Genomic DNA, 23,815 nt, shown 5'->3' on the forward strand with positions numbered 1-23,815 from the left:
GGATGCGGCCTGGATCAACGCGAGTTAATGATTTTTGGCAGATTGGAATTCTGGCGTCAACTACCCTCGCTTCCCTATCGATGACGCGCTCTGTATCTAACTGCAGCGGCAGCGCTCCGACCGCGCCTGCTGAACCTGATCTACGCCATCGAGTCGCCCCTGCTATTAACTGGCATGCCCCCTGAGCTTTACTGTTACCATGCCGCACTGAAAACAGCCACCGATCACCCCCTCCCCCACCAGAGAGTCCAGATGACATTCCGCACCCTAGGATTGAGTGACCCACTCCTGCAAGCCCTTGAAGAGAAAGGCTATACAACCCCTACCGAGATCCAGCGCAAGGCAATTCCCGCCATTGTGGAAGGGCGGGACGTTATCGCCACCGCGCAAACCGGGACAGGTAAAACCGCGGCCTTTGTGTTGCCGGTGCTGGATGCGCTCAGCGGTACGCGCAAGCGGCGTGCCAAGCGTTTCCGGGCGTTGATCCTTGTACCTACCCGCGAGCTGGCCATGCAAGTGGAAGAGAATATCCGGCAGTACGGCAAGCATCTGACGGTGGCCTCCATGACGATGGTGGGCGGGGTAGACCTGGAACCGCAAAAGCAGCAGTTGATAGAGGGCGTGGACATTGTTGTTGCCACCCCGGGGCGGCTGCTGGACCTGGCGCACCAGCGCGCGCTCTATTTTGACGAGCTGCAGGTGGTGGTGCTGGATGAAGCCGACAGAATGCTCGATATGGGCTTTATTGACGACCTCAACAAGATTATTGATCGACTGCCCGCGCAGCGGCAAAGCCTGCTGTTTTCCGCCACACTGTCGAGCCAGGTAGGGGCTCTGGCCAAAACCCTGGTGGATAATCCTTTTGAGGTGTCCATAGCGGGCGACAAAAAAACCGCACCGAAAATTTCCCAGTGGCTGATCGCGGTAGACAAGCACAACAAGTCGGCGCTACTCAGCCATCTGGTCAATGAGCGCAACTGGACCCAGGCACTGATCTTTATTCGCACCCAACACGGCGCGGCCAAGCTGGTCAGCCAGCTGGAAAAGCGGGGCATCAAGGCGGAATCCATCCACGGCGGCAAGAGCCAGGCCTCGCGCACAAAAATTCTGGCAGATTTCAAAGCCGGAAAAATCAGCCTGCTGGTGGCCACCGGGGTTGCCGCACGCGGCATTGATATCGATGGACTGGCGCGCGTAGTCAACTACGATATGCCCGACGATGCCGATGAATACATTCACCGCATCGGCCGTACCGGCCGCGCCGGCTCTTCCGGAGAAGCCGTATCGCTGGTATCCAAAGATGATTTCAAACGCTTGTGTGCGGTCGAGCGCCGCTTGGGGAAAATTATTGACCGGGTACAGATCGAAGAATTTCCGGTGGTGAAAGATCTACCGCCCTCAAATTTAAACTTTTCCGCCAAAAGTAAAAAAGATAGCAAGGCTGGCAAACACATAAAGAAAGAGCACCCAACAGAGAAGGTAGCGCAGGCTAAGACACCTTGGGGCGGAACAAGGAAATGATTGGCTTCACAAGATGTGAATCGTAAAGCCCCCAAAAAATTGCACAAAGAGAAAAGGGCCATCAATTTCTGTCGATTTTTACAGTTTGAGCACCAAATGCCAAAAACCTGGAATCAAAGATCGATGGTCGGGCGAACCCGTGCAATCCAGCTGTGGCATTGTTTATGTCGGCGAGAACCCGACCAGGCAGTTATTCAGGAATAAATGGGGCCGAATAAATGGGGTCAGTTCAATATTATGACGTCAAATCTAACAGTAAAGTGCCGATCTCTAATGCGTCAGAAGGTTGATCCGACCCACTTATTCCTACAACCCGTCTACCACCGGCTGACACTAAAAGAAAATGTAATCCCGTTTATATAAAGCTGCAGCCTGCTTTTTTTCCTGCCCGTAATATATCAATCAAGTCTGAGCCAACCTGCTTTAAGCCGGGATAGGCTTGCTCCAGGGAATCCTCCGTTGTACAGGAGACCACGACTTCCACTCCAGATGTCTCTACATTCGGCCCACCAGGAATTCCTGGAAGAGAAAGTGCGATCTTCAGGGGAGAGCAGTTTTTCCTCGATCAAAGCACTAACTTTTTCTGTGGTGATTCTCCCGGAGACATAGCGATTATCCGAAAAAGGACCGGCAGATTTCAACTGGGTGGCAACCGATTCAATGTCGATACAATACAGGCGGACAAGAGGGGGTGGGCACCCTGCGGAATCGGAAGAATTCATATGTGGCCTGCTGCAAGTGAGTTGGCGCAATACTGCCGAGTTGACAGCCCGCGAAAGCGTGCCATCTAGCACCCTCAGGTCATTTCGTTATCGACGACCTCAATACCCACCGCCTTATAGCGTGCAAGGGGATCAGCGCCATCCCAGTCTTCCGGCATTTTGTATGCGAGCCCGCCGCGCTGTAACAACTGATCCTCTGCCTTGGTAATCAGGCAGGCGCCAGTAAAGTGTTCCAGTGCGCTGCGGACGATATCGTGGTTGATTTCCCCTAGTGCCAGCAGGTGATTCTGCAAATATCTGAACGGAATTGAATGGTCATAGACAAGACTGCCCGCGCCGCCGTTGGATTGACTGGCATTTACCGAGCAGTACTTAGCGACTTTCTTTTTTGGACCGTGGCGGATTTCCCAGAGGAAATGGATCGGCTCCCGCAGGGCCTTGGAAAAACACTGCCGTGGCATCCCTAGACCCATTACGTGGCGGCAGTATTTTACCGCTTCAATAATCAGCGCAATACGCTCAGAATCCTGCACCTCGGCCTCCAGTGTCTATTGAAGAAATTTCTTATTGATCTCCATCATACAGTCAACCGCCTGATGCAGAAGCGGCCGAATAGCGCAGCAAATGGGGGCGCGTAGCTAGCATACTGAGGGCTAACAACGGCATCCTGAATAACGATATGGGACCTCGCAAACCTGACTGAAACGCGTAGATCGGGAGGTTCAACCGCGGCTACCGCAATCAGGTATTGGACACTACGAGCTTATTTTTTATAGGGCAGATCTATTTTGTTAGCCACAGTAGTGCAGCGTCTTTACCATGGGCGGCTCTGCAGCGGTGCATTATTTTTGTTAATGTGGTTACCCTATCGTATGACAAGCAATCAACCCTGGATACCTTGGTATGTCAGAACAGACGCAACAGTTCCGGCAACCGCCGGTTACCGTCAAGGATGACGGGGCACCGCGCCGAGTCGGCTTTGAACTGGAATTTTCGGGCATCAGCCTGGATCAGGCGGCGGATATCCTGCAGCGACAACTGGGTGGTGAATTTGGCGCTGCCACTGCCGCACAGAAAATACTGCAGGTCGATGGGCTGGGTGAATTCAGCATCGAGCTGGACTGGGACTATCTCCAGCGCACTGCCGCTGAACGCGCGGAGCAGCAGGAGGATGGTCGCTGGGTGGAGCTGCTCAGCAAGACGGCAGCCTTCCTGGTTCCACTCGAAGTTGTGTGCCCACCAATCCCACTAGACAAGTTGGAGCTACTGCAGCCTTTAGTCGCCGCCCTGCGCAAGGCCGGTGCCAGCGGAACGGAAGAGTCAGCCGTCGCTGCCTACGGCGTGCATATCAATACCGAGTTGCCACGGCAGAATGCCGATACGCTGTTCAGTTATCTCCGCGCCTTCTCCCTGTTGCAGTGGTGGTTGCAAGATGTGCATGAAGTCAATAACGCGAGGCGAATCAGTCCATATATCGATTTGTATCCTGATGCCTATGTCCGTCAATTGCTGGCGCGCAAGGAGCCGACGATGGATGACTTGTTCCGCGACTATCTGCAGCACAACGCCACCCGCAATCGGGCGCTGGACTTGTTGCCGATACTCGCCGATATCGATCCGGCGCGCGTGCAGCGGGCGGTAGATGATCCCAAGATCAAACCACGCCCGGCTTTCCATTACCGCCTGCCGAACTGCCAGATTGAAAAGCCGGACTGGTCCCTGGCCGACCCCTGGCGCATCTGGTGTGTCGTTGAGGAGCTGGCCAGCCGGCCAAGTGACCTGGAGGAGTTGAGCCGCCTGTTCCAGCAGGCAGACCATAACCTACTCGGTATCAATCACGACAAGTGGTTGGAGACGGTAAAGCAATGGCTAAGCGACCGCGAATTGGCGTAACCGGTAACGGGCATCTCTGGTCACCGAGTTGGTGGTGCGCAGCATTGGCGCTGCGGATTGCGGGAGCAACGCCCGAGCGGATCAGTGTGCGTCACCGGCCCACCGGCGAGTCGATGGATGCACTGATCATTGGTGGTGGCGACGACATTGGCACGGAGCACTACAACAGCGATGTGCACGAAAAGGTCAAATCCGACCCCGCCCGCGACCAGTTGGAAATTGCCTGGATCGAACACGCCTTGCGCGAAAACATTCCACTGCTGGGCATCTGCCGCGGTGCCCAGCTGATCAATGTTGTACTAGGTGGCAGCTTGCACCTGGATATCCGGAAGCAGCGTCGACGTACCTACAACCGCCCCGGGCTGTTGCCCACCAAACAGGTTTTTTTACAGCCGGACTCAACGCTTGCGTGGCTCTGCCATCGCACCAAATTGCGGGTCAACAGCCTGCACCATCAGGCGATCGACCGCGTGGGGGACGATCTGCATATCGTCGCGCGGGATCTCGATGGCTTTACCCAGGCAGTGGAAAGCGACAGCGGTCGGCCGATTATTGGGGTGCAGTGGCATCCTGAATATTTATTTTATCTACCGGCACAGTTTGCGCTGTTTCGCTGGCTCATGCGGGCACAGCGCTGATCTTCGACCATCTAATCCTTTTCGCTTCCGTCTTCCATGCCGCCACCATCCTGCCGTTTAAAATACATGGGGTCAGATCAACATTATGACGCGCAGTCTAACGGGAAAACTCTGATCGTTATTGCGTCAGAGTGTTGATCTGACTCTAATCATTCCGGTGATGTTTGACTAAGTTTTGGTGAAACGGCGAAGGGGCTATGCGCCGTTATGCCGACCGACACTCCATTTTTCACTGATCCCAACCAAGGGGGCTATTGCCGATGACTAAGCGCGTCATTTTCTTTGATGTCATCGAGACCCTGTTCTCACTGAAGCCCATGGAGCGGGCCTTCGACGAGCTCAAACTGCCGGCGAATACCGGCAAGCTGTTCTTCGCCCAGCTGCTGCGGGACGCCTTTGCGTTGTCGGCCACGGGCGTCTTCAAGCCCTTCCCGGAACTGGCCCGCGCCACGCTGGAAGTGGTGCTGCAGAATGCCCAGGGCCAGGCGGAGGAAGGGCAGATTAAACAGATTCTGGGGACTTTTGCTGAACTGCCCGCCCACCCCGACGTGCAGCCGGCGCTCTCGCGCGTCAAAGACGATCCGGCGACGCAGGCAGTGTTGTTGACCAATGGCAGTCAGGCTAACACCGAAGCGCTGGTGCGCCAGGCCGGCATCGGGGAACTGGTCAATGCGATTATCTCCATCGAGAGCCTGGACGTGTGGAAACCCAGAGCCGACGTTTATCAGGGCGCCGCCCGGAAAATGAACGTGGCACCCGAACAGGCTACGCTCATTGCCGCTCACGCCTGGGACACCCACGGCGCCATGCGCGCCGGGCTGCAGGCTGTCTGGGTGCGGCGCCAGGATCGCGTCTACCACGGGCTGATGGACGCGCCGGCCGCTCAGGCGGATGACCTGGAACAGGCAGTGGAAGTGGCACTGGGCCGGTGAGCCCAATGAAACAAGTAGGGTGAATGGGGTCAGATGAACTTTTTGACGCGAAATCCCACGGAAAAATACGTTTATAATTATGCCCAAAGTGTCAATCTGACCCTGACAACTTGCAACGATACAATATCTAGAAGATCATCATCTAAATGGATAATTCAAAGTAAGCGCCACCTCAACCCACTCCAGCCCCACCGGAAATATGACTTTAAATCTGCGTCAAATTATTGCTAAAAATCAGCCCATCTAGTTCTTCAGACTCAACTACATCTTTGAATGCCTCTGAGCAGTAGATGCTGATATAGCTTTCTTTGCTCCTGAAAACCGGCGCTGCCCCCAATTTCTCCTCATCAAATTCAATCCCGGAGAGCAAATTTCCTTTCCTTGTCACCGAACCCGGCACGACGGCGTCGAGATCTTCTGCGATGGTCAAGGGGTTGAACAGGTAGAACTTCGCATTTTTATATTTACAGGGCAGAAACTCCCCGTAAGGGCCCAACAACCCTTCCAGCGCCCGATATGCCGATTTATGTAGCACGAGATAGTTTTGCCAGGTTGATATTGATGGGATTGCGGGAGGGGAACCACACAAAAATAACCCACCCCAATAAATTAAAACCCGATATAGAATCTTGCGCGCCAACGGCATCGTGGACCACAGAATTTAACAAATTAACATAGGGTAAATATTGGCGCACATTCCCGCCAGAACTTGAATTTCGATCGTCACTTCGCCAATAGTCGTCTATTCTGCGGCGGCGAGGCTGGGCACCTCTACCATTTTGGACCCAAAACCCGCCTGAACCCGCCAGAACCCGCCGGGAAAGAAATTCTTATTCCAACAGGGAATATTGAACATTCACCCTGAAGTTCAACGTGCAGTCCGGACAGGCATTAAACGACAGGGACCTATCACAAAACTGGCTTTCACTATCCAATGAGTGCACGCCAACGCAACAGAGGACGATGCCATGGCCGGCCACTACAATTTCCAGGCTCTTCGCGAGCACGCCCTTAAGGTTTACAAGTTCCAGCAGGGAAAATCTATCCAGGCGCTGAATCCCCACGGAGAGATCAATGGTGGCGCCATCAATGCAGTCCACTTGCCCGAAGACCATTTCGATCTTATCAAGGGAGGTGTTTGCGCCTCGTTAACCTGTGCATGGCTAAAGGAAAAGCGGACTCGCGGAGGGGTGTTCAACGGGGATTCCGCCGGCGACGCGATTCACAGCGAGCGCAACCGCGACACGGTGATGCGCGCCGCACCCAGGCAGATCCAATACTCGGGAAATTTCCAGCAAAATGATATCGTGGACCTGTATCGCCTCAAGAGAAACGAGGATCTCGACAATGTCCTGGTAAAAAGCAGAGTTAAATTCGAACAGACATTGATGTCCGGCTATGTGCAGCGCGGATACCGGCAAGTAATTGAAGTTCAGCCCTCCATCGTCAATGCCTGCGACCCCGCATATCTCAAAAGGGGGCGCGGGGTCTACATGAGTTTTACCTTGAAATCCACTCTCGAAGGCCGGCGGGGCGGAGGTCATGCCGCGGGGGCCTATCGCAGCCGTGGCAATCATTTGTATTTTTTTGATTCCAATTGCGGCGTTTACCAAATAAATGATCCGGATGGTTTCTTCGGAGCCTGGATAGACTGTTACGCCAACCTTGGCCTCGCTGTTACCATCAACACGACCGCGAATGACGGGTTTAGTTATGTGGGCAGCTAAAGTACGATCCTTGCTGAAACTTCATCTGTGAATAATTTAACGGCAGACCTAGATCAGATGCAAAAATAATTAGGGCCAGAGTATTATTTTAGATCGACAATAAACATCTGAGGCCATACCAAAAAATTACTCTGCCCCAATTATTTCGAAACTGTCTACATCAATTTAGGTGCTTCACGGTAACCATGGCTTGAATCGGGGCAAATATGACGAATGATTATGTAGGCTTGTAAGCCACTCACAGTTCTAATCGATGCAAGTGTTCCATCACCCGCTGTCGCCCACCGATTCTCGGAGTCCACACCGTCAATATTCCTATCTGGGTAATCCCTCGTCTAGGGCGATTTTTTCCGCCACATAATTTGCCGCTGCTGTCGATTTCCGACTAACTGATACGACTACTGGATACCAAAACAATCCATCGTTGGCTGCAACCGAGGAAATACCATGTCCAGAAAGATGTTCGTAAACCTGCCAGTAGCCGATTTAGGGAAGTCCATCGAGTTCTTCTCCCGGCTCGGCTTCGAGTTCAACCCCAAGTTCACCGATGACACCGCAACCTGCATGATCATCGGCGAAAGCAATTTTGTCATGCTGCTCACCCGCGAGAAGTTCCTCAGTTTCACGCCCGACCTCGAGATCTGCGATACCGGCAAGAGCACCGAGGTTTTGGTATGCCTTTCCGCCGAGAGCCGCGCCGAGGTGGATAGGCTGCTCGACCAGGCCGTTGCGGCAGGCGGTAGCAGTTTCCGCCAGCCCGAGGACTACGGCTTTATGTACGGCCGCTCCTTCCGGGATCTGGACGGACATATCTGGGAGATTATGTGGATGGATGCCGCTGCGGGATAACGCCGATTCACATCGACAAATAGGCGGCGACGATGTCGCCGCCTATTTCCTTCATCTACCCCTACCGAACGAGCGCGCGCCGCAGTGGCAGCCGTCGTGGCAGCGCATTTTTATCAGGCGGTCTCCACCAGCGCGTCATCTTTGGCCATGGCGCGACGGTAGGCGTCGCGGTCTGTAACGCGCTCGGCGTAGGCAGTGAATTCCGCCCGCTTTTCAATGGTGCCAAACTGCAGGCCCCAGTTGATCTGCGCGCCCACATACACGTCGGCGGCGGTAAAGCGTTCGCCGGTAATAAACGTGTGCGCCCCGAGCCAGGCGGCGAGGTTATCGAGCACAGTTTCGTAACTGCCGTAGCCCACCATCACCTGTTTCTGCGCATCCGGCTCCACGCCGAAGGTCTTGTAGTCGATAATCGCCGCTTCCAGCGGCCCGGCGGCAAAGAACAGCCAGCGGTAATAGCTGGCGCGCTCTGCGGGCCGCGGGGCCAGTTCCGCCTGCGGGAAGGCTTCCGCCAGATAGGCGCAGATGGCGGCGCCCTCGGTCACCACCTGGTCGCAGTAGACGATGGCCGGCACTTTACCCATCGGATTGATCTTCAGGTAGGCGGGCGTTTTCATGCTGCCGTCGTAATCGAGTACCTCCACGTGATAGGGCGCACCCACTTCTTCCAGCATCCAGCGCGCGATGCGGCCGCGGGATTGGGGGTTGGTATACAGAATGACTTCATTGGGCATGGCTGCTCTCCATTGCTTTGCATTTATCGGGCTTGTGAATCGAACGCGAGCACTGTAAGTGCTAATTAGGCTATATTCCGCCCTAATAAAATAAGCGGAATGCAAGTCATGTCGAATCCGACGACACGCGTACTGGCGCTGCTGGAGCTGCTGCAGAGCCACGGCAATGCCACCGGCAGCCAGCTGGCGCAGATGCTGGGCGTGGACGGCCGCACGCTGCGCCGCTATATCGCCACGCTTGAGGAAATCGGTATTCCGTTGACGGCCGAGCGCGGGCGGTATGGCGGCTACCGGCTGGTGTCGGGCTACAAGCTGCCGCCAATGATGTTCACCAACGAGGAGACCCTCGCCATCTCCCTCGGCCTGCTGGCGGCGCGCAGCCTCAGTGTGGGCGAAGTCTCTACCGCCGTTGCCAGCGCCCAGGCCAAGCTGGAACGGGTCATGCCGCAGAAACTGAAACAGCAGCTGCGCGCACTCGATGACAGCATCACCCTGGATCTGGTACCGAGGGCGGCGCCGGACAGTCTCACGCTGGCAACTCTGGCCGCCGCTACCCAGCACCGCTGCCGCACGGTGTTCGATTACGCCGGTGGCCGCGGTAACGCGGACGGCAGTGCCACGCGGCGCGAATTCGACCCCTATGGCCTGGTGTTTCGCCGCGGCCGCTGGTACGCGGTGGGCCACTGCCACCTGCGCGACGACCTGCGCACCTTCCGCCTCGATCGTATGCAGCAGTTACGCCGGCTGGAAACCCCGTTCCAGCGGCCACAGGATTTTGATGCCGCCGCCTACCTCACCGGCAGTTTTGCCAGCCTGGATGCCGGTATTGAAGTGGAGATACTGCTGCATACCACCCTCGCGCGCGCCAGCGCGGTGCTCGGCGACGAGCTGGGCCTGATCACCCCCACAGGCGAGGCGGTGATCTGGCGCGCGCACACCGGCAGCCTGACCTGGTTCGCCGCACAACTGTCGTGGCTGCCATTTGGCTTCGAGATTCTGCAGCCGACGGCACTCAAGGCGGAGTTGCGCCGCCAGGCCGAGCGGCTGCTGGCGATGACCACCGCGTAACTGACAGGAATACCGCCGGGTGAGCCACTCAATGGGCGCCCCTCTGACCGCCGCGCGGAACAGCGGGATTAAGGCGGCGAAGAAAACTGCCTGCCGGCGAAGCCCTGCGAAAACTGGCTCAGGGAAATTGCGCGATCGCGTGGAAGTCGCCAACCCCTGCAGGCAATCCGCGCTTTAGCCCCATTAACGCCGGCCTCACGCCGTCAGCTAACCGCCCAGCGCTGCCAGCGCCTCGGCAATCCGTATCGGCGCCGTCGGGCGTGCATACAGGGTTTGCAGGTACTCCCGCAACCGCGGCGCATCATCGAGCAGCTGCGCCGCATCGGCCCAATCGAGCGTATGCGCCGCGTTGAAGTCGGCCACGCTCAGCCGCTCGCCGACGATAAATTCCCGCCCCTGCATATGCTGCTCGAGTACGGCCACCATCCTTCGGCATTCGCGCTGCGCCAGCTCCACGTCCTGGGGCAACCGTTTGTCCTCCGGGTACAGGCTGGTGTGCCGCGCGATGCGCCACAGGGGTTGCTCGATCTCGGTGACGAGAAAGAACAGCCAGCGGTACATCTGCGCGCGCTCTTCCAGTGACTGCGGAATAAACCCCGCTTCCGGGTACTTCTCGGCCAGGTAGAGCTGGATCGCGGCGGACTCGGTCAGCACGAAGTCGCCGTCTACCAGCACCGGGACTTTGGCGGCGGGGTTGAGGGCGAGGAAGTCTTCCGTGTGCGCCTCGCCCTTCATCAGGTCGACCGGGTGGCTTTCGTATTCCAGCCCCAGTTCATTCAGCAGCCACATAACGCGCAGTACGCGGGTTGGCGGTGTTCCGTAGAGTTTGAGCATCTGCAGCCCCGCTGTCGGTTCCGATTGAGTTATCCACAGCCGCACCGCGGCTGTGTGGCCGGCCTCAGGCTGTGGGTATCGCCTTGCACTCCATCACTTCCACGCTGTTGCCGGGGAAGATGGTGAAGTGCGGGTGCCCTTCAAACAGTTTGGCCGCGGCGTCGTGGGATTCCGCTTCCACGATCACATAGCCGGTCATGTTGTTGCGGATGTCGGTAATGCCGTCGGGATCGATGCGCTTGGTCTTGCCCAGCGGGCCGCCGGACGCCACCAGGATTTCTTTATGCTTGTCCATCCACGCATGCCAGGCGGCCATGCCCTCCTGCATGCGTTGCTCGCGCTCCGCATCACTGAGGTGGTCCCACTTCTGCATTGAGTCCGGGGTGCCGATATAAATGGCGAGGTAGCTGTTCACGGTGTCTCCTTGTGCTGGCGGTATCTATTGCGGTGGCAGTCAGGTTTATTGTCGGCCGGGTTAATAGTAGTCACTGATCGATTTCCGGTTCGACCAGGCGGGCCAGGGCGAGCAGAGATTCCTGCCAGCCGAGATAGCACATCTCCACCGGAATCATTTCGGGAATGCCTTCCTGGACGATGCTTAGCTCGGTGCCACAAATTACGGTTTTCAGGGTGATGGTCACGTTCATGGTGCCGGGCAGGTTCGGGTCATCGAATTTGTCGGTATAGCGGATCAACTCGCTTTCGACCAGCTCCTGGTATTCGCCGCCGAACGAATGGCTGTGCCCGTTGGTGAAATTGGTAAATGAGGCTTTGAAGCTGCCGCCCACCCTGGCATCCAGGTGTTCGAAGTCGGCGGTGAAGCCGTCGGGCGGCATCCATTTGGCCAACGCCTGCGGCTGCAGGAAAGCGCGGTATACGCGCTCCGCCGGCGCGCGCAGGATGCGGTGAAGACGCACGGTACCCGTCATAAGGTTGCTCCTGTTGTGTTGGCCGCGTTGCCGCCGGCTTGGTTGCCTTTTTCCATCAGTTCCCGCGCCGGGCGGACTTCCACCGAGCCGTAACGGGCCGGCGGGATCTTGCCGGCCAGGGCGATGGCTTCGTCGAGATCCTGCGCTTCGAGCATGTAAAAGCCGGCGAGCTGCTCCTTGGTCTCGGCAAAGGGGCCGTCGGTGGTGGTGACGCGGTTGTCGCGCACGCGCACCGTGGTGGCGGTGCTGGTGGGCAGCAGCGGGCTGCCGGTGATGTAGTGGCCGCCTTCGCTCAGGCGCGCGACGCATGCCTTGCATTCCTGGTTCAGCGCGTCCCATTCCTGCTGCGACAGGCGGTCCATGATTTGTTCGTCGTAATAAACCAGTGCCAGGTACTTCATTCATTGCTCCTTATGTTTCAGTAATGGTGGTCTTCGCACACCGGGCGAATCTCAATAGTGCCGAAACGCGCGGATGGCCACTGTGATGCAATGCGGATTGCCTCGTTGAAATCCTGCGCCTCGATCAGGAAAAAACTGTCCAGCTGCTCGCGGGTCTCGGCAAAGGGGCCGTCGCTCAGCAACGGACAGTGGTCGCGCATGTGCAGGGTGGCGGCGCTCGCTGCGCTCTGCAGTGCTTCTGACGCCAACAGTTGCCCGCTTGTGTGCAGGGCTTCCACAAAGGCGAGGGTTTCGGCGCGCAGCGCCTGCCATTCCGCCGGCGACATGGCGCGAAATTTCTCTTCTTCGTCGTAGGCAAGGCACAGGTATTTCATTGGCTGGCATTCCGGCTTGGAAGCCTCCCTCAACGAGCGGGAGGAGGTATCGGTTCGCACACTTGCCTGCGTTATTGCTCTGCCGGGGCATCGCAGTTGACCACCCAGGCAATGCCGAAGCGGTCGGTAACCAGGCCGAAGCCCTTTGACCAGAAGGTTTCACTGAACGGCATGTCGATGGTGCCCTGGTCGGCCAGGCCGTTGAACGCGATGCGGGTGCGCTCCACATCCGGGTAGCTGACCTGCACGTGGAATCCCTGTGGCTTTTGATAGCGTTCCGGCTCCACATCACAACCCATCAGCTTCAATTTGCCGATGGCGATACGGCCGTGCAGGACTTTCTCCCGCCATTCCTCGTCGACATCACCGGCCATGGGGGATTCGGCGTAGGTCATCATCATCTCGATTTCGCCGCCAAGTACGTCGGCGTAAAACTGCAGCGCCTCGGCGCAGCGGCCGTTGAAACAGACCAGCGTAGAAATGTTGGCAGGCTGGCGCTCGAGGCGTGCGGCCATGTTCTTGTGCACCTCGAGGCCGTCGCCGCTGTCGAAATCTTCCATCTCGAACAGCTGGCGCAGCTCCAGCGAGACGTTGCGGTCGCCGTCCAGTGCCGGCCACTGCTTCGCCCGCTCGATGGCTTCGGTCTTGGAGGCCGCTTCGAACACAGTGAAGCCGGCCAGCAGTTCGTGGGTTTCGGTAAAGGGGCCGTCGGTCACTAGCGGCTGGCCGTCGCGGAAATCGATCCTGGCGCCATAGCGGCTGGCCTTGAGGCCGGTGCCATCGACAAACACGCCGTCTTTCACCATCTGCTCGTTGTAGCGCCCCATGGCTTCCAGCAGCGCCTGGCTGGGCATGACTTCGGCTTCGGTGTTGGCGTCGGCCTTGCGCATAATCATGAACTTCATCTTGCCTGCTCCTTGGTTGATTCCGTATCCGCGGGAGACTGCCACTAAGCAGGCGCCAGCGGGTTGGTTTGATGGTTAGTCGCACCGGGCGGGAGCCATTCGACAGGGCCGCAAAAAAAAATTTTTGCGCAATACGGCCAGGGCGTGTCAGCCGGCGTCCAGCTCGGCGAGGCGGCGAGAGAGGAAACGCTGTTCCGGGCCCTGCTGAGCCAGCGCCAGCGCGCGCTGGTAGGCGGCGCGCGCCTGGTCTTTTTGCCCCAGGCGCCGGTACAGGTCGGCGCGGGCGGCGTGGGACAGGTGGTAGTCGGTGAGTGCGCCGCGGGCGAGCAGGGCATCGATCAGCTGCAGGCCCTGGGCGGGGCCATCGCGCATTGCCACGGCCACCGCGCGGTTGAGCTCGACCACCGGCGACGGGGCCAGTTCGAGCAGGGCGTCGTAGAGGCCGACGATCTGCGCCCAGTCGGTGGCCGCCACGGAAACGGCTTCGGCGTGCACGGCGGCGATGGCGGCCTGCAGCGTGTAGGGGCCGTAGCGGCGGCTGGCCAGTGCGCGCAGTACCAGGCCGGTGCCCTCGCCGATCTGCTGCTGGTCCCACAGGGTGCGATCCTGCTGCTCCAGCAGGATCAGGTCACCGCCGGCGGAGACACGCGCGGCGCGGCGCGAGTCCTGCAGCAGCAACAGCGCCAGCAGGCCCTCGGCTTCGGGTTCCGGCAGCAGCTGGCACAGCAGGCGCGCGAGGCGAATGGCTTCCGCGGCCAGGTCGTGGCGGATCAGGTGGTCACCGGCGGAGGCGGAATAGCCCTCATTGAAGATCAGGTAGATCACCTGCAGGACACTGCCGAGACGTTCCGGCAACTGGCCGCCTTCCGGCACCTGATAAGGGATTCTGGCATCGCGGATTTTCGCCTTGGCGCGCACGATACGCTGCGCCAGCGTCGGCGTGGCGGTGAGGAAGGCGCTGGCAATTTCTTCGGTGGTGAGGCCGCACACTTCGCGCAGCGTCAGCGCCAGCTGCGCCTGCGGCGCCAGGCTCGGGTGGCAACAGGTGAAGATCAGGCGCAGGCGGTCGTCGGCAATGCCGTGTGCTTCCACTTCCTCAGTCGCCAGTTCCGCTTCGAGGCGCTCGGCCACCTCCTCGTAGGACACGTTAAAGCGCGCCTTGCGGCGCAGCTGGTCGATCGCCTTGAAGCGCCCGGTGGACACCAGCCAGGCGCGCGGATTGGCCGGCATGCCCTCCTCGGGCCACTGCGCCAGCGCGGCGGCGAAGGCCTCGTGCAGGGCCTCCTCGGCCAGGTCGAAATCCCCCAGCAGGCGGATCAGGGTGGCGAGCACGCGGCGGGACTCCGCCTGGTAGAGGCGGTCGATTTCGGTTTGGGCGTCGGGGGACATAGGCGTAATCGCTGCGGTGGGCACCGTGTGCTGTTCTTATGACATTATTAGGCAAACCCGGTGTCAGGTAATATATTGGGTCCACGTGGATTTTTTACCGCAAAATTTCCACGCACGCCATTACCTCATATTACACACGGCGGGAATCCCGATGATCGACTTCGAAAACAAGAGCGTGTTCAAGCTCAAACAGAATCCGGGCTACGCGGACAAGGTGGCACCGCTGCTGCTCGACGGCGAGGAGATTCTCGATTCCTACAAATCCATGCGCGACGGTGTGGTGTTCACCAGCAAGCGCATTATCGCGGTGAATGTACAGGGCATTACCGGCAGCAAGAAGGATTTCACTTCCCTGCCCTATAAGAATATCGTCGCCTATTCGGTGGAGACTTCCGGCACCTTCGATATCGACAGCGAGCTGGAGCTGTACTTCTCCGCGCTGGGCAAGGTGCGCTTCGAGTTCAGCGGCAGGTCGCGGATTATGGATATCGCGCACTATATCGCCCGCTATGCGCTGTAACCGCGCGCGCTAACTTTTGAGCGCCACCACCGCCCCCAACCGCAGCCAGAGAAAAAACCACGATGTCCAGATTGTTTGAAGAATTAGATAGCCAGGCCTCGCCCCTCGGTGAGATCTCCCTGCGCCGGCGGCGCATTCCCGCGCTGGGTGACCGGGATATTTACGAAGTAAAACTCGGCGAAGAGTTCCTGATGTCGAGCATGTTCGTAGAGGCGGAAGAGGCGCTGTCGACGCTGGGCCTGGCGGCGGTGCAGGGCGATAAGCTCGATGTCGTGGTCGGCGGCCTGGGCCTGGGCTATACCGCCGTGGCCGCCCTGAAAGACGCGCGGATCGCCGAGCTGCTGGTGGTCGAGGCGCTGGACACCGTGATCGGCTGGCACAAGGACGAAAAGGTGCCGCTCGGCCAGATCCTCAATGCCGATCCGCGCAATCGCTATGTGCACGGCAGCTTCTTCGATCTGGCCACCGCCCCGGCGACGGGCTTTGACCCGCACAACCCCGGCAAGCAGTTCGATGCCATCCTGCTGGATATCGACCACTCCCCCAGCGAATACCTGAACGCCGCCAACGCCAGCTTCTACACCAGCGCAAACCTGGCCCTGATGGCGGAGCAGCTCAAGCCCAACGGCGTCTTCGCCATGTGGTCGCAGAACCTTCCCGAGGCGGATTTCGAGGCGTTGCTGCGAACGGTGTTTGCGACGGTCGAGTCCCATGTGGTTTCTTTCTACAACCCGTTTTTAAGCGGCGAGTCGACCAACTCGGTGTATGTGTGCGTGAAGGGCGACGCCTGACCACCTGGCTGCGCAACCTTGGCGTTACCCCCTGTATGGCCATGACCGGCAGTGGCTGGTAGCGGCTGCGCAGCAGCCTCCCGCTGATCAATTTTCACACAAATTCCTCGACACTCGGCCCGCCAGCCCGTATAGTGCGCGGCCCGCTGGCCGGCTGTGCGCCGGCGGCTGCCATTGCTCACTCTTATTAGTTGTGCCCACCTCCAAGCTCCCGGGAATACGCTCTTGATTACCACCGCGAACATCACCATGCAGTTCGGTGCCCAGCCGCTGTTTGAGAACATCTCTGCCAAGTTCGGCAACGGCAACCGCTACGGCCTGATCGGGGCCAATGGCTGCGGCAAGTCCACGTTTATGAAGATCCTGAGCGGGGCGCTGGCGCCGAGCGCCGGCAATGTGTCGATGGAGCCGGGCACCACCCTGGGCATCCTCAGCCAGGACCAGTTCGCGTTCGAGGAGCACACCGTGGTGGACGCGGTGATCATGGGCGATACGCGCCTGTGGGAAATCAAGCAGGAACGCGACCGCATCTACTCGCTGCCGGAAATGAGCGAGGAAGACGGTATGCGCGTGGCGGAGCTGGAGGTGCAGTTCGCCGAGCTGGACGGCTATAGCGCCGAGAGCCGCGCGGGCGAGATTCTGCTGGAGGCGGGTATCGAGGAATCCCTGCACTTCGGCCTGATGAAACAGGTGGCGCCGGGCTGGAAGCTGCGCGTACTGCTGGCACAGGCGCTGTTTGCCGACCCGGACATCCTGCTGCTGGACGAACCCACCAACAACCTGGATATCCACACCATCCACTGGCTGGCGGAAGTACTGAACCAGCGCCGCAGCACCATGATCATCATTTCCCACGACCGCCACTTCCTCAACCAGGTGTGCACGCACATGGCGGATATCGATTACGGCGAGCTGCGCGTCTTCCCCGGCAACTACGAGGATTTCGTCGCCGCTTCCACGCTGATCCAGGACCAGCTGCACGCGGAGAACGCGAAGAAGACCGCCGAGCTCGAAGAGCTGCAATCGTTCGTCAACCGCTTCTCCGCCAACGCGTCCAAGGCCAAGCAGGCCAGCTCGCGCGCGAAGAAGATGGAGAAGATCAAGCTGGAAGAGGTCAAGCCGTCCAGCCGGGTGAAGCCCTACATCACCTTCCAGCAGAGCAAGAAGCTGCACCGGCAGGCGCTGACACTGGAAGACCTGGCCCACGGTTTTGACGGCGAGACGCTGTTTGCCGGTGGCGAGATGATTCTGGAAGCCGGTGCGCGCCTGGCGGTGATCGGCGAGAACGGCGTGGGCAAGACCACCTTGCTGCGCTGCCTGGTGGACGAACTGCAGGCCAACAACGGTGTGGTGAAGTGGTCGGAAAACGCCGCCATCGGCTACTGCCCGCAGGACAGCAGTGCGGATTTCGACAACGATCTCACCATCTTCGAGTGGATGTCGCAGTGGCGCCTGCCCAAGCACGACGACCTGGCCGTGCGCGGTATCCTAGGCCGCCTGCTGTTTACCGCCGACGACGCCAACAAGAAAGCGCGCGTATGCTCCGGGGGCGAGAAGAACCGCCTGCTGTTCGGCAAGCTGATGATGGCCGACACCAACGTGCTGATCATGGACGAGCCCACCAACCACCTGGATATGGAATCCATCGAGGCGCTGAACAAGGCGCTGTCACAGTACGAGGGCACGCTGATCTTCGTCAGCCACGACCGCCAGTTCGTCTCCTCACTGGCCACCCGCGTACTGGAGATCAAGGACCACAAGCTGTACGACTTCCAGGGCACCTACGACGAGTACCTGGCCGACCGCGCCAGGGCGGAAGCCCAGGCGGCCTAGGGCTCCACTTGGCATTTGGGCCGCCCATTAAAAAAGCCGGCGTGAACTCTGTGTCACGCCGGCTTTTTTATGCTTCACCGTGCAGGTGAAGCGCACCTGACAAGGTGCGCTGGAGACCAGTGATCAGAACTGGTAACCAACGGTCATGGAGAAAATATCGGGATCTGCATCGATGCTGATGGAGCGGGTCACCTTGCCGATCTGCGGGGTGTCGGTGGTGACTTCGATATCGCTGGTTACCCAGTAGTGGGAGTAAGCCAGGTCTACAGACCAGTTTTCATTCATCGCGTAGCTGGCGCCGAGCTTGACCACAGGGCCGATATTGTCGTCGATGCTGCCCGTGCTCGCACCGCCAAACGCCTGTTCGTAGTTCTCGTAAATTTTTACGTCGTTAAACTTGGTGTAGTTAACGCCGGCACCAACGTAGGCACTCAGTTTATCGGCCAGGTCAAAGTGATACAGGCCCAATACCGCCGGGGTCAGAACACTGGTCTCACCCACATTGCCGAGGGCCGCAGCAGTGCCGCCTGCAGTGAGTTTTACGGTGGGGGGCACGCCCGCTGCAAGCTGGATGGACCAGTCATCGGTGACGAAGTAATCGTATTCCAGCAGGGCGACATTGCTATCTTCGGCCGATGCGGTAATACCGGCCGGCGTCAGGGGCAGGCCAGTGCTGTCTTTCAGTTCTGTGGAATCATTGTTGTAGCTTACAGACGCGGCACCAAATTTGATCAGTTGGCTGCCTGCTTCTCCGGCAAAGGTGGAAGCGCTGCACACGGCTGCAAACAGAGCGATTGCGCTGGACAATGTTTTCATACTTATTCTCTCTCGTGGCTACTGTTATTATTTACGCTCTGTCCAGGTAAAACCCGTCGGTCAGCCAACCGCAAGCAGCCGGGGAAATCCGCCCCGCAAACCTGTTTTGAGCGCCGGCACAAGAAACCACGGGCCAGCGAGTCACTTAAGGTTTTTTGGGGACACGGGAGTGTCCATTTCTGCCAAAAGTTGATTTAATCGCCAGCTCACAAAGCACCCAACCGGGGACAGCCTGCAAAATCATGGAACTTTTCTCTTACTTCGATCCAGACAGAGAGAGGCAGTGTTACAGACTCCAGAGCAGCGTCCGCCTGATATCCACAGTGGCGGAACTCGGCGTCCCGCTCAGGCAGATACTGGAGGGCAGCGGCATCCCGGAACGGCAGCTGAAAAATCCGGAGGCACGCACATCGTTCAATCAGCTGGAAATCATCTTCCGCAACGCCCTGCGCCTCTCGCCGCGGCCGGATATTGGCCTGCTGGCCGCCGGTAAGGCGCACTTTTCAGACTTCGGGATCATTGGCTTCGCACTGATCAGTGCGCGCACCCTGGCGGACGCGTTTGAGCTGGGGCTGCGCTATATCCGCCTGACCGGCCCGGCACTGGATAAGACCATTACCGTGGAAGACCACATCGGGCGTGTGGCGGGAAGCCGGTTTCAGGTTTCGCCGGAACTGTTGCCGATCTACTCGGAGTACTGGCTGGGAACCATGGCCACCCTGTGTGGAAACATACTGAAGCGGCCGCTCAACAATTTCTGCCTGCACCTGCCCTATCCGGACACTGGCTACGGCGACAGCTATCGCCTGCTGTTCAATTGCGAGGTTGTTTTTGACTCACCGGTACTGCAATTGGAATTCGATGCCTCCAGCATTCACGATCGAGTGCCCTGCGCCAGCGCATCGGTATTGCGAAAATGTTTGCATTCCTGCGAGTCAATCTTGGCGGCGCTGGAGAACGATGCTGATATCGTGCACCAGGTAAAGTCATTGCTGATTGAAAACCCCGGTCACTTCCCGGGTGCCGTTCAGGTCGCGAAAGAGCTGGGATTATCCGTGCGCTCCCTGGCGCGCAAGCTGGGCGAGTGCGGGCACAGTTTCCAGTCCATTTTGAACGACACCCGCAGGAATATGTCGGTGGATTACCTGCAGCAGACATCGATGAGCGTGTCCGATATCGCGATGCAGCTCGGTTTTTCCGATGCGTCGAGCTTTCGCAAGGCATTCAAGAAATGGACGGGAACCACACCGGCAACTTTTCGCCCGGCATTCGCCTGATTTCCCGCGCAGGCGGCGCCGGGCCGATCAGGAGCGCCGGTGCTCCTGACTGTCCAGATCCTGGAACTGCAATTCCGCCAGTCGTTTATACAGCGGCGAGGCCTGTATCAGCTCTGCGTGCGTACCCTGCGCAACCACCTGCCCCTGATCCAGCACGGCGATATTGTCCGCGTGCAGAATCGTCGCCAGCCGGTGGGCGATGATGATGGTGGTGCGGCCCTGCATCAGCGCCTGTAGCGCCTGCTGCACGTGGTATTCGCTCTCGGCATCCAGCGCGCTGGTGGCTTCGTCCAGCAGCAGGATTTTCGGATCCTTGAGGATGGCGCGGGCGATGGCGATGCGCTGTTTCTGCCCGCCGGACAGCCGCGTGCCCTGCTCGCCCAGGTGGCTGTTGTAGCCGCCCGGCAGCTGCTGGATAAATTCGTGCGCGTGGGCGGCTTTGGCCGCGGCGATGACTTCGGCATCGCTGGCGTCGGGCCGGCCATAGCGGATGTTGTACCAGACATCGGCGGTAAACAGCGCCGGTTGCTGTGGCACCACGGCGATCTGGCGGCGCAGGGCGCCGGTATCCATTGCACGGATATCCACACCGTCGAGCGTGATGCGCCCGCCCAGCGGATCGTAAAAACGCTGCAGCAGTTCCAGCAGGGTGGACTTGCCCGCGCCGGACGGGCCCACCAGTGCCAGGCTCCTGCCGGCGGCCACATCCAGGCTCAGCTGGCGCACCGCGGGCTGGTCGGGGCGTGACGGGTAACTGAAGTCCACCGCCTCGAAGGCGACCTGGCCGCGGCTTTTCTCTTCTTCACCAGTTTCATCGCCGGCACCGCTGCCGACCGGGATTTCCGGCTCCACGCCGAGCAGATCCATCAGGCGCTCGGTGGCGCCGGTGGCGCGCTGCAGTTCGCCGTACACCTCGGAGATGGTGGCCACCGCAGAGCCCATCATAAACGCGTAAAACACGAACGCGGCGAGGTCGCCGCTGCTCATGCGCCCGGCGATCATGTCATTGCCGCCCACCCACAACAGGCAGCCCACGGCGGCGAACATCAGCATGATCACCACCGCCACCAGCAGCGAGCGCTGGCGCACGCGGCGCTTGGCCACGTCAAACGCGGTTTCCACTTCGCGGGCGAAGGCCCGCTGCTCATCGTGCTCACGGGTGTAGCTCTGCACGGTTTTGATGTGCTGGATAATCTCGCCGGCGTAACTGCCCACATCGGCGATCGAGTCCTGGCTGGCCTTGGACAGTTTGCGCACGCGGCGGCCGTAGAGCACGATCGGCAGCAACACCAGCGGCACGCCCACCAACACCATCAGGCTCAGTTTGAGATTGGTAAACAGCAGCAGCACCAGCGCGCCGATAAACATCAGCGAACTGCGCAGCGCCATGGAAAAGGAGGTGCCGATAATATGTTGCAGCAGCGTGGTGTCGGTGGTGAGGCGCGACATGATCTCGCCGCTGCGGTTGGTCTCGAAATAGCTGGGGTGCAGCGTCACGATATGATCGAACACGGCCTTGCGCAGGTCGGCCACCACGCGCTCTCCCAGCCACGACACCAGGTAGTGGCGCGCATAGGTGCCGAACGCCATCAGTACTGCCAGGCCCAGCAGCACCAGCACCGCGTGGGCCAGGGCTGCGCTGGAATCGCCGGTCAGGCCGTTGTCCACCAGCAGGCGCACCCCCTGGCCAATGGACAGGGTAATCCCCGCGGTAAACACCAGTGCGATGCCGGCAGCCACCAGGGTTTTGCGGTAAGGCCGCACAAACTGCCACAGCGCCGCCAGCATCTGGCGGGCGGTCATGCTGGTTTGCGGTGGCGCGGTTTCCGCTGCGGCGCGGGCGGTGGATTCGGCGGCATTCGACATAAACGTCTACTTATTAATACAGGCGGGTAAGAATATATGGGGGCAGGCGCGTGTTTTGACAAGCGTGCCCCCTGCTGCATGACCGCGCCAGCGTTGCGGTGGATCGCCGGCCCGGTATGCCCGTACAATCGCGCCCTTCCATCGATGATGCCGGCGAGCGCCCGGCCAGGTAATCCGCCAAGATGTCTGATTCGCAACCCAACAATCCGCTGCACGGTATTACCCTGGCCACCATCGTCGAGGAGCTGGAAGCGCGCTACGGCTGGGACGGGCTGGCGCAGCGGATCGACATCAACTGTTTCAAGAGCAACCCGTCGCTGAAATCCAGCCTCAAGTTTCTGCGCAAGACGCCGTGGGCGCGCAGCAAGGTGGAGGCGCTGTACATCGCCACCTTCCGCAAGCCCAACCCCTGGGGTGAGCACTGAGCGGCCACCTCCCTACCCGCCAAAGCCGCCGGGCCCCGATCCCGCCCGCCCAACTGAACAAATTTTGACCAATTTATTCAAAAGCCGGCTCCGCGACGAAAAGAGCGCTTGAGGAATCCGCAGCCGCACCTATAATGCGAAGCGTTCTTATTTAGATTGGGGTTGGATATAATGCTACGCAGACTGATGACTGCTTCGATCCTGGTCCTCGCGGCTGCGGCCTCGAGCGCCATGGCAGAGGTAAAAGAGTTCAAGATCGTGATCAAGGACCACGTGTTTGCACCCGCCAAGCTGGTGGTGCCTGCCGGGCAGAAAGTAAAGCTGCTGCTGGTCAATCAGGACCCCACCCCGGAAGAGTTTGAAAGCTACGACCTGTACCGCGAAAAAATTGTGGCCGGTAACAGCCAGGTAGTGATTTTCCTCGACCCGATGGATCCGGGTGAATACAGCTACTTCGGCGAATTTCACGAAGCCACCGCCCAGGGCAAAATCGTCGCCCAATAACCTCCCGACAGGTAAGCCATGTTCAGTTCAGCCATTATCGTTTTCCGCGAAGTGCTCGAGGCCGCGCTGGTCATCACCATTGTGCTGGCCGCCACCCAGGGGGTGCTGAAACGGCACCTGTGGATTTCCGGTGGCGTGCTCGGAGGCCTGGCCGGTGCGGTGCTGATCGCCAACATCGCCGAGCAGATCTCCATGGCCTTCGAGGGCAGGGGCCAGGAACTGTTCAATGCGGCAGTGCTGTTTACTGCGGTGGCAATGCTGGCGTGGCACAACATGTGGATGTCCCGCCACGCCAAGACCCTGGTTGCCCACCTGAAGCGGGTGGGCAGCAGTGTCTCGAGCGGCGAGCTGCCGATGTATTTCCTGTCCACCGCGGTGGGGCTGGCAGTTCTGCGCGAGGGCTCGGAAGTGGTGCTGTTCATGCACGGTATTGCCGCCGGTGGAAGCGACAGTGGTTCCCTGTTGACCGGCGGGATGCTGGGGCTGGCCGCGGGCTGCGCCCTGGGCGCGCTGCTGTATTTCGGCCTGCTGCGGATTCCGCCCGGTCAGCTGTTCCGCATTACCGGCTGGCTGATCCTGTTCCTGGCAGCGGGCATGGCCGCCAGCGCCGCGGGCTACTTGATGCAGGCCGGCGTGATCGCGGGCGGCAAACCGCTCTGGAACAGCTCGGGCCTGCTCTCGCAGCATTCCGTGGCCGGGCAGATGCTGCATGTTCTGATCGGCTACCAGGATCGTCCGACGGCGGTACATCTCAGCTTCTACCTGGCGACCCTGCTGCTGATCGGAACCGGTATGCAGCTATCGAAAAAGAAACAGCCGGCTCAGGCCTGAGCCGGGCTTCCCCCAATAATTTAACGTCTACTTTTA

26 protein-coding genes are annotated in these 23,815 nt (G+C 59.3%); 14 read left to right on the forward strand and 12 right to left on the reverse strand.

All coding sequences use genetic code 11. The annotated features are described in order from the left end of the window. Positions 1-273: 273 nt before the first annotated feature. Positions 274-1,521: a DEAD/DEAH box helicase gene (locus ABDK11_RS17515; RefSeq protein ID WP_346837813.1), complete on the forward strand. Its 1,248-nt coding sequence runs from the start codon at positions 274-276 to the stop codon at positions 1,519-1,521. A 796-nt stretch (positions 1,522-2,317) separates the two neighbouring features. Here the strand turns inward: ABDK11_RS17515 and ABDK11_RS17520 are convergent. Further along, entirely contained in the window at positions 2,318-2,776 is a 459-nt protein-coding gene (locus ABDK11_RS17520) for a hypothetical protein (RefSeq protein WP_346837814.1), read from the reverse strand. Positions 2,777-3,146: 370 nt separating this feature from the next. Here ABDK11_RS17520 and ABDK11_RS17525 point away from each other — a divergent pair, with 370 nt between their 5' ends. The 3 genes from ABDK11_RS17525 (at position 3,147) to ABDK11_RS17535 (ending at position 5,706) form a co-directional block, all read left to right on the forward strand. Further along, on the forward strand, positions 3,147-4,136 hold the full coding sequence (locus tag ABDK11_RS17525; protein WP_346837815.1) for an amidoligase family protein: 990 nt from the start codon (positions 3,147-3,149) through the stop codon (positions 4,134-4,136). Positions 4,137-4,249: 113 nt separating this feature from the next. Then, positions 4,250-4,774, forward strand: a complete 525-nt coding sequence (locus ABDK11_RS17530; protein ID WP_346837816.1) for a gamma-glutamyl-gamma-aminobutyrate hydrolase family protein — start codon at positions 4,250-4,252, stop codon at positions 4,772-4,774. Positions 4,775-5,034: 260 nt separating this feature from the next. Further along, a complete protein-coding gene (locus tag ABDK11_RS17535; RefSeq protein ID WP_346837817.1) occupies positions 5,035-5,706 on the forward strand; it encodes a haloacid dehalogenase type II in 672 nt (223 codons plus the stop codon). A gap of 205 nt (positions 5,707-5,911) precedes the next feature. Here ABDK11_RS17535 and ABDK11_RS17540 read toward each other — a convergent pair whose 3' ends face one another. Continuing rightward, positions 5,912-6,241 (reverse strand): DUF1629 domain-containing protein, encoded by a 330-nt coding sequence (locus ABDK11_RS17540; protein WP_346837818.1) that lies wholly within the window; start codon positions 6,239-6,241, stop codon positions 5,912-5,914. 433 nt (positions 6,242-6,674) lie between these two features. Between ABDK11_RS17540 and ABDK11_RS17545 the strand changes: the two genes are divergently transcribed. Continuing rightward, a complete protein-coding gene (locus ABDK11_RS17545; protein WP_346837819.1) occupies positions 6,675-7,433 on the forward strand; it encodes a YopT-type cysteine protease domain-containing protein in 759 nt (252 codons plus the stop codon). Positions 7,434-7,880: 447 nt separating this feature from the next. Next, complete coding sequence (locus ABDK11_RS17550; protein ID WP_346837820.1) at positions 7,881-8,282, forward strand: VOC family protein; 402 nt, start codon at positions 7,881-7,883, stop codon at positions 8,280-8,282. 113 nt (positions 8,283-8,395) lie between these two features. Here ABDK11_RS17550 and ABDK11_RS17555 read toward each other — a convergent pair whose 3' ends face one another. Beyond that, positions 8,396-9,016, reverse strand: coding sequence for a glutathione S-transferase family protein (locus tag ABDK11_RS17555; RefSeq protein WP_346837821.1), 621 nt, complete (start codon positions 9,014-9,016; stop codon positions 8,396-8,398). 108 nt (positions 9,017-9,124) lie between these two features. Here ABDK11_RS17555 and ABDK11_RS17560 point away from each other — a divergent pair, with 108 nt between their 5' ends. Beyond that, the gene (locus tag ABDK11_RS17560) at positions 9,125-10,084 is read left to right on the forward strand and encodes a YafY family protein (RefSeq protein ID WP_346837822.1); all 960 of its coding nucleotides are present in this window, start codon (positions 9,125-9,127) and stop codon (positions 10,082-10,084) included. A 207-nt stretch (positions 10,085-10,291) separates the two neighbouring features. Here ABDK11_RS17560 and ABDK11_RS17565 read toward each other — a convergent pair whose 3' ends face one another. From ABDK11_RS17565 to ABDK11_RS17595, 7 genes are all read right to left on the reverse strand, one after another. Further along, positions 10,292-10,918 carry a glutathione S-transferase family protein gene (locus ABDK11_RS17565; protein ID WP_346837823.1) on the reverse strand — a complete coding sequence of 209 codons (627 nt, stop codon included), beginning with the start codon at positions 10,916-10,918 and terminating at the stop codon, positions 10,292-10,294. Between the two features lie 64 nt (positions 10,919-10,982). After that, positions 10,983-11,333, reverse strand: a complete 351-nt coding sequence (locus ABDK11_RS17570; RefSeq protein WP_346837824.1) for a YciI family protein — start codon at positions 11,331-11,333, stop codon at positions 10,983-10,985. 70 nt (positions 11,334-11,403) lie between these two features. Further along, on the reverse strand, positions 11,404-11,847 hold the full coding sequence (locus ABDK11_RS17575; protein WP_346837825.1) for an SRPBCC family protein: 444 nt from the start codon (positions 11,845-11,847) through the stop codon (positions 11,404-11,406). After that, positions 11,844-12,248 carry a YciI family protein gene (locus tag ABDK11_RS17580; protein WP_346837826.1) on the reverse strand — a complete coding sequence of 135 codons (405 nt, stop codon included), beginning with the start codon at positions 12,246-12,248 and terminating at the stop codon, positions 11,844-11,846. The genes ABDK11_RS17575 and ABDK11_RS17580 overlap by 4 nt, the downstream gene beginning before the upstream one ends. Before the next feature lie 17 nt (positions 12,249-12,265). Beyond that, positions 12,266-12,622 (reverse strand): YciI family protein, encoded by a 357-nt coding sequence (locus ABDK11_RS17585; RefSeq protein ID WP_346837827.1) that lies wholly within the window; start codon positions 12,620-12,622, stop codon positions 12,266-12,268. 71 nt (positions 12,623-12,693) lie between these two features. Further along, entirely contained in the window at positions 12,694-13,527 is an 834-nt protein-coding gene (locus ABDK11_RS17590; protein WP_346837828.1) for a YciI family protein, read from the reverse strand. A gap of 147 nt (positions 13,528-13,674) precedes the next feature. Further along, positions 13,675-14,916, reverse strand: a complete 1,242-nt coding sequence (locus tag ABDK11_RS17595; protein ID WP_346837829.1) for an RNA polymerase sigma factor — start codon at positions 14,914-14,916, stop codon at positions 13,675-13,677. A 151-nt stretch (positions 14,917-15,067) separates the two neighbouring features. On the opposite strand from ABDK11_RS17595, the gene ABDK11_RS17600 reads away from it, so the two are divergent. The 3 genes from ABDK11_RS17600 to ABDK11_RS17610 all read left to right on the forward strand — a co-directional run bounded on the left by ABDK11_RS17600 (position 15,068) and on the right by ABDK11_RS17610 (position 18,060). Then, entirely contained in the window at positions 15,068-15,436 is a 369-nt protein-coding gene (locus ABDK11_RS17600) for a PH domain-containing protein (RefSeq protein WP_346837830.1), read from the forward strand. Positions 15,437-15,498: 62 nt separating this feature from the next. Then, entirely contained in the window at positions 15,499-16,227 is a 729-nt protein-coding gene (locus ABDK11_RS17605; protein WP_346837831.1) for a spermidine synthase, read from the forward strand. Between the two features lie 225 nt (positions 16,228-16,452). Then, entirely contained in the window at positions 16,453-18,060 is a 1,608-nt protein-coding gene (locus ABDK11_RS17610) for an ABC-F family ATPase (RefSeq protein ID WP_346837832.1), read from the forward strand. A gap of 123 nt (positions 18,061-18,183) precedes the next feature. Here the strand turns inward: ABDK11_RS17610 and ABDK11_RS17615 are convergent, their stop codons facing one another. After that, positions 18,184-18,876, reverse strand: coding sequence for an OmpW family outer membrane protein (locus ABDK11_RS17615; protein WP_346837833.1), 693 nt, complete (start codon positions 18,874-18,876; stop codon positions 18,184-18,186). Positions 18,877-19,199: 323 nt separating this feature from the next. Between ABDK11_RS17615 and ABDK11_RS17620 the strand changes: the two genes are divergently transcribed. After that, positions 19,200-20,153 (forward strand): AraC family transcriptional regulator, encoded by a 954-nt coding sequence (locus ABDK11_RS17620; protein WP_346837834.1) that lies wholly within the window; start codon positions 19,200-19,202, stop codon positions 20,151-20,153. A gap of 27 nt (positions 20,154-20,180) precedes the next feature. Here ABDK11_RS17620 and ABDK11_RS17625 read toward each other — a convergent pair whose 3' ends face one another. Further along, positions 20,181-21,956, reverse strand: a complete 1,776-nt coding sequence (locus ABDK11_RS17625; RefSeq protein ID WP_346840215.1) for an ABC transporter transmembrane domain-containing protein — start codon at positions 21,954-21,956, stop codon at positions 20,181-20,183. A gap of 245 nt (positions 21,957-22,201) precedes the next feature. On the opposite strand from ABDK11_RS17625, the gene ABDK11_RS17630 reads away from it, so the two are divergent. The 3 genes from ABDK11_RS17630 to ABDK11_RS17640 all read left to right on the forward strand — a co-directional run bounded on the left by ABDK11_RS17630 (position 22,202) and on the right by ABDK11_RS17640 (position 23,779). After that, the gene (locus ABDK11_RS17630; protein ID WP_346837835.1) at positions 22,202-22,444 is read left to right on the forward strand and encodes a VF530 family protein; all 243 of its coding nucleotides are present in this window, start codon (positions 22,202-22,204) and stop codon (positions 22,442-22,444) included. A gap of 171 nt (positions 22,445-22,615) precedes the next feature. After that, positions 22,616-22,948 (forward strand): cupredoxin domain-containing protein, encoded by a 333-nt coding sequence (locus ABDK11_RS17635; RefSeq protein WP_346837836.1) that lies wholly within the window; start codon positions 22,616-22,618, stop codon positions 22,946-22,948. Positions 22,949-22,966: 18 nt separating this feature from the next. Beyond that, a complete protein-coding gene (locus ABDK11_RS17640) occupies positions 22,967-23,779 on the forward strand; it encodes an FTR1 family protein (protein ID WP_346837837.1) in 813 nt (270 codons plus the stop codon). Positions 23,780-23,815 lie beyond the last annotated feature (36 nt).

The sequence above is a fragment of the Microbulbifer sp. SAOS-129_SWC genome, from assembly GCF_039696035.1.
Lineage (GTDB): Bacteria > Pseudomonadota > Gammaproteobacteria > Pseudomonadales > Cellvibrionaceae > Microbulbifer.

Excerpts from the sequence above, each read along its gene's own strand:
- ABDK11_RS17525 (WP_346837815.1), top strand. The coding sequence starts at position 3,147 with ATGTCAGAACAGACGCAACAGTTCCGGCAACCGCCGGTTACCGTCAAG.
- ABDK11_RS17530 (WP_346837816.1), top strand. The coding sequence starts at position 4,250 with ATGGATGCACTGATCATTGGTGGTGGCGACGACATTGGCACGGAGCAC.
- ABDK11_RS17535 (WP_346837817.1), top strand. The coding sequence starts at position 5,035 with ATGACTAAGCGCGTCATTTTCTTTGATGTCATCGAGACCCTGTTCTCA.
- ABDK11_RS17545 (WP_346837819.1), top strand. The coding sequence starts at position 6,675 with ATGGCCGGCCACTACAATTTCCAGGCTCTTCGCGAGCACGCCCTTAAG.
- ABDK11_RS17550 (WP_346837820.1), top strand. The coding sequence starts at position 7,881 with ATGTCCAGAAAGATGTTCGTAAACCTGCCAGTAGCCGATTTAGGGAAG.
- ABDK11_RS17555 (WP_346837821.1), bottom strand. The coding sequence starts at position 9,016 with ATGCCCAATGAAGTCATTCTGTATACCAACCCCCAATCCCGCGGCCGC.
- ABDK11_RS17560 (WP_346837822.1), top strand. The coding sequence starts at position 9,125 with ATGTCGAATCCGACGACACGCGTACTGGCGCTGCTGGAGCTGCTGCAG.
- ABDK11_RS17565 (WP_346837823.1), bottom strand. The coding sequence starts at position 10,918 with ATGCTCAAACTCTACGGAACACCGCCAACCCGCGTACTGCGCGTTATG.
- ABDK11_RS17575 (WP_346837825.1), bottom strand. The coding sequence starts at position 11,847 with ATGACGGGTACCGTGCGTCTTCACCGCATCCTGCGCGCGCCGGCGGAG.
- ABDK11_RS17580 (WP_346837826.1), bottom strand. The coding sequence starts at position 12,248 with ATGAAGTACCTGGCACTGGTTTATTACGACGAACAAATCATGGACCGC.
- ABDK11_RS17585 (WP_346837827.1), bottom strand. The coding sequence starts at position 12,622 with ATGAAATACCTGTGCCTTGCCTACGACGAAGAAGAGAAATTTCGCGCC.
- ABDK11_RS17590 (WP_346837828.1), bottom strand. The coding sequence starts at position 13,527 with ATGAAGTTCATGATTATGCGCAAGGCCGACGCCAACACCGAAGCCGAA.
- ABDK11_RS17595 (WP_346837829.1), bottom strand. The coding sequence starts at position 14,916 with ATGTCCCCCGACGCCCAAACCGAAATCGACCGCCTCTACCAGGCGGAG.
- ABDK11_RS17600 (WP_346837830.1), top strand. The coding sequence starts at position 15,068 with ATGATCGACTTCGAAAACAAGAGCGTGTTCAAGCTCAAACAGAATCCG.
- ABDK11_RS17605 (WP_346837831.1), top strand. The coding sequence starts at position 15,499 with ATGTCCAGATTGTTTGAAGAATTAGATAGCCAGGCCTCGCCCCTCGGT.
- ABDK11_RS17615 (WP_346837833.1), bottom strand. The coding sequence starts at position 18,876 with ATGAAAACATTGTCCAGCGCAATCGCTCTGTTTGCAGCCGTGTGCAGC.
- ABDK11_RS17625 (WP_346840215.1), bottom strand. The coding sequence starts at position 21,956 with ATGACCGCCCGCCAGATGCTGGCGGCGCTGTGGCAGTTTGTGCGGCCT.
- ABDK11_RS17630 (WP_346837835.1), top strand. The coding sequence starts at position 22,202 with ATGTCTGATTCGCAACCCAACAATCCGCTGCACGGTATTACCCTGGCC.
- ABDK11_RS17635 (WP_346837836.1), top strand. The coding sequence starts at position 22,616 with ATGCTACGCAGACTGATGACTGCTTCGATCCTGGTCCTCGCGGCTGCG.
- ABDK11_RS17640 (WP_346837837.1), top strand. The coding sequence starts at position 22,967 with ATGTTCAGTTCAGCCATTATCGTTTTCCGCGAAGTGCTCGAGGCCGCG.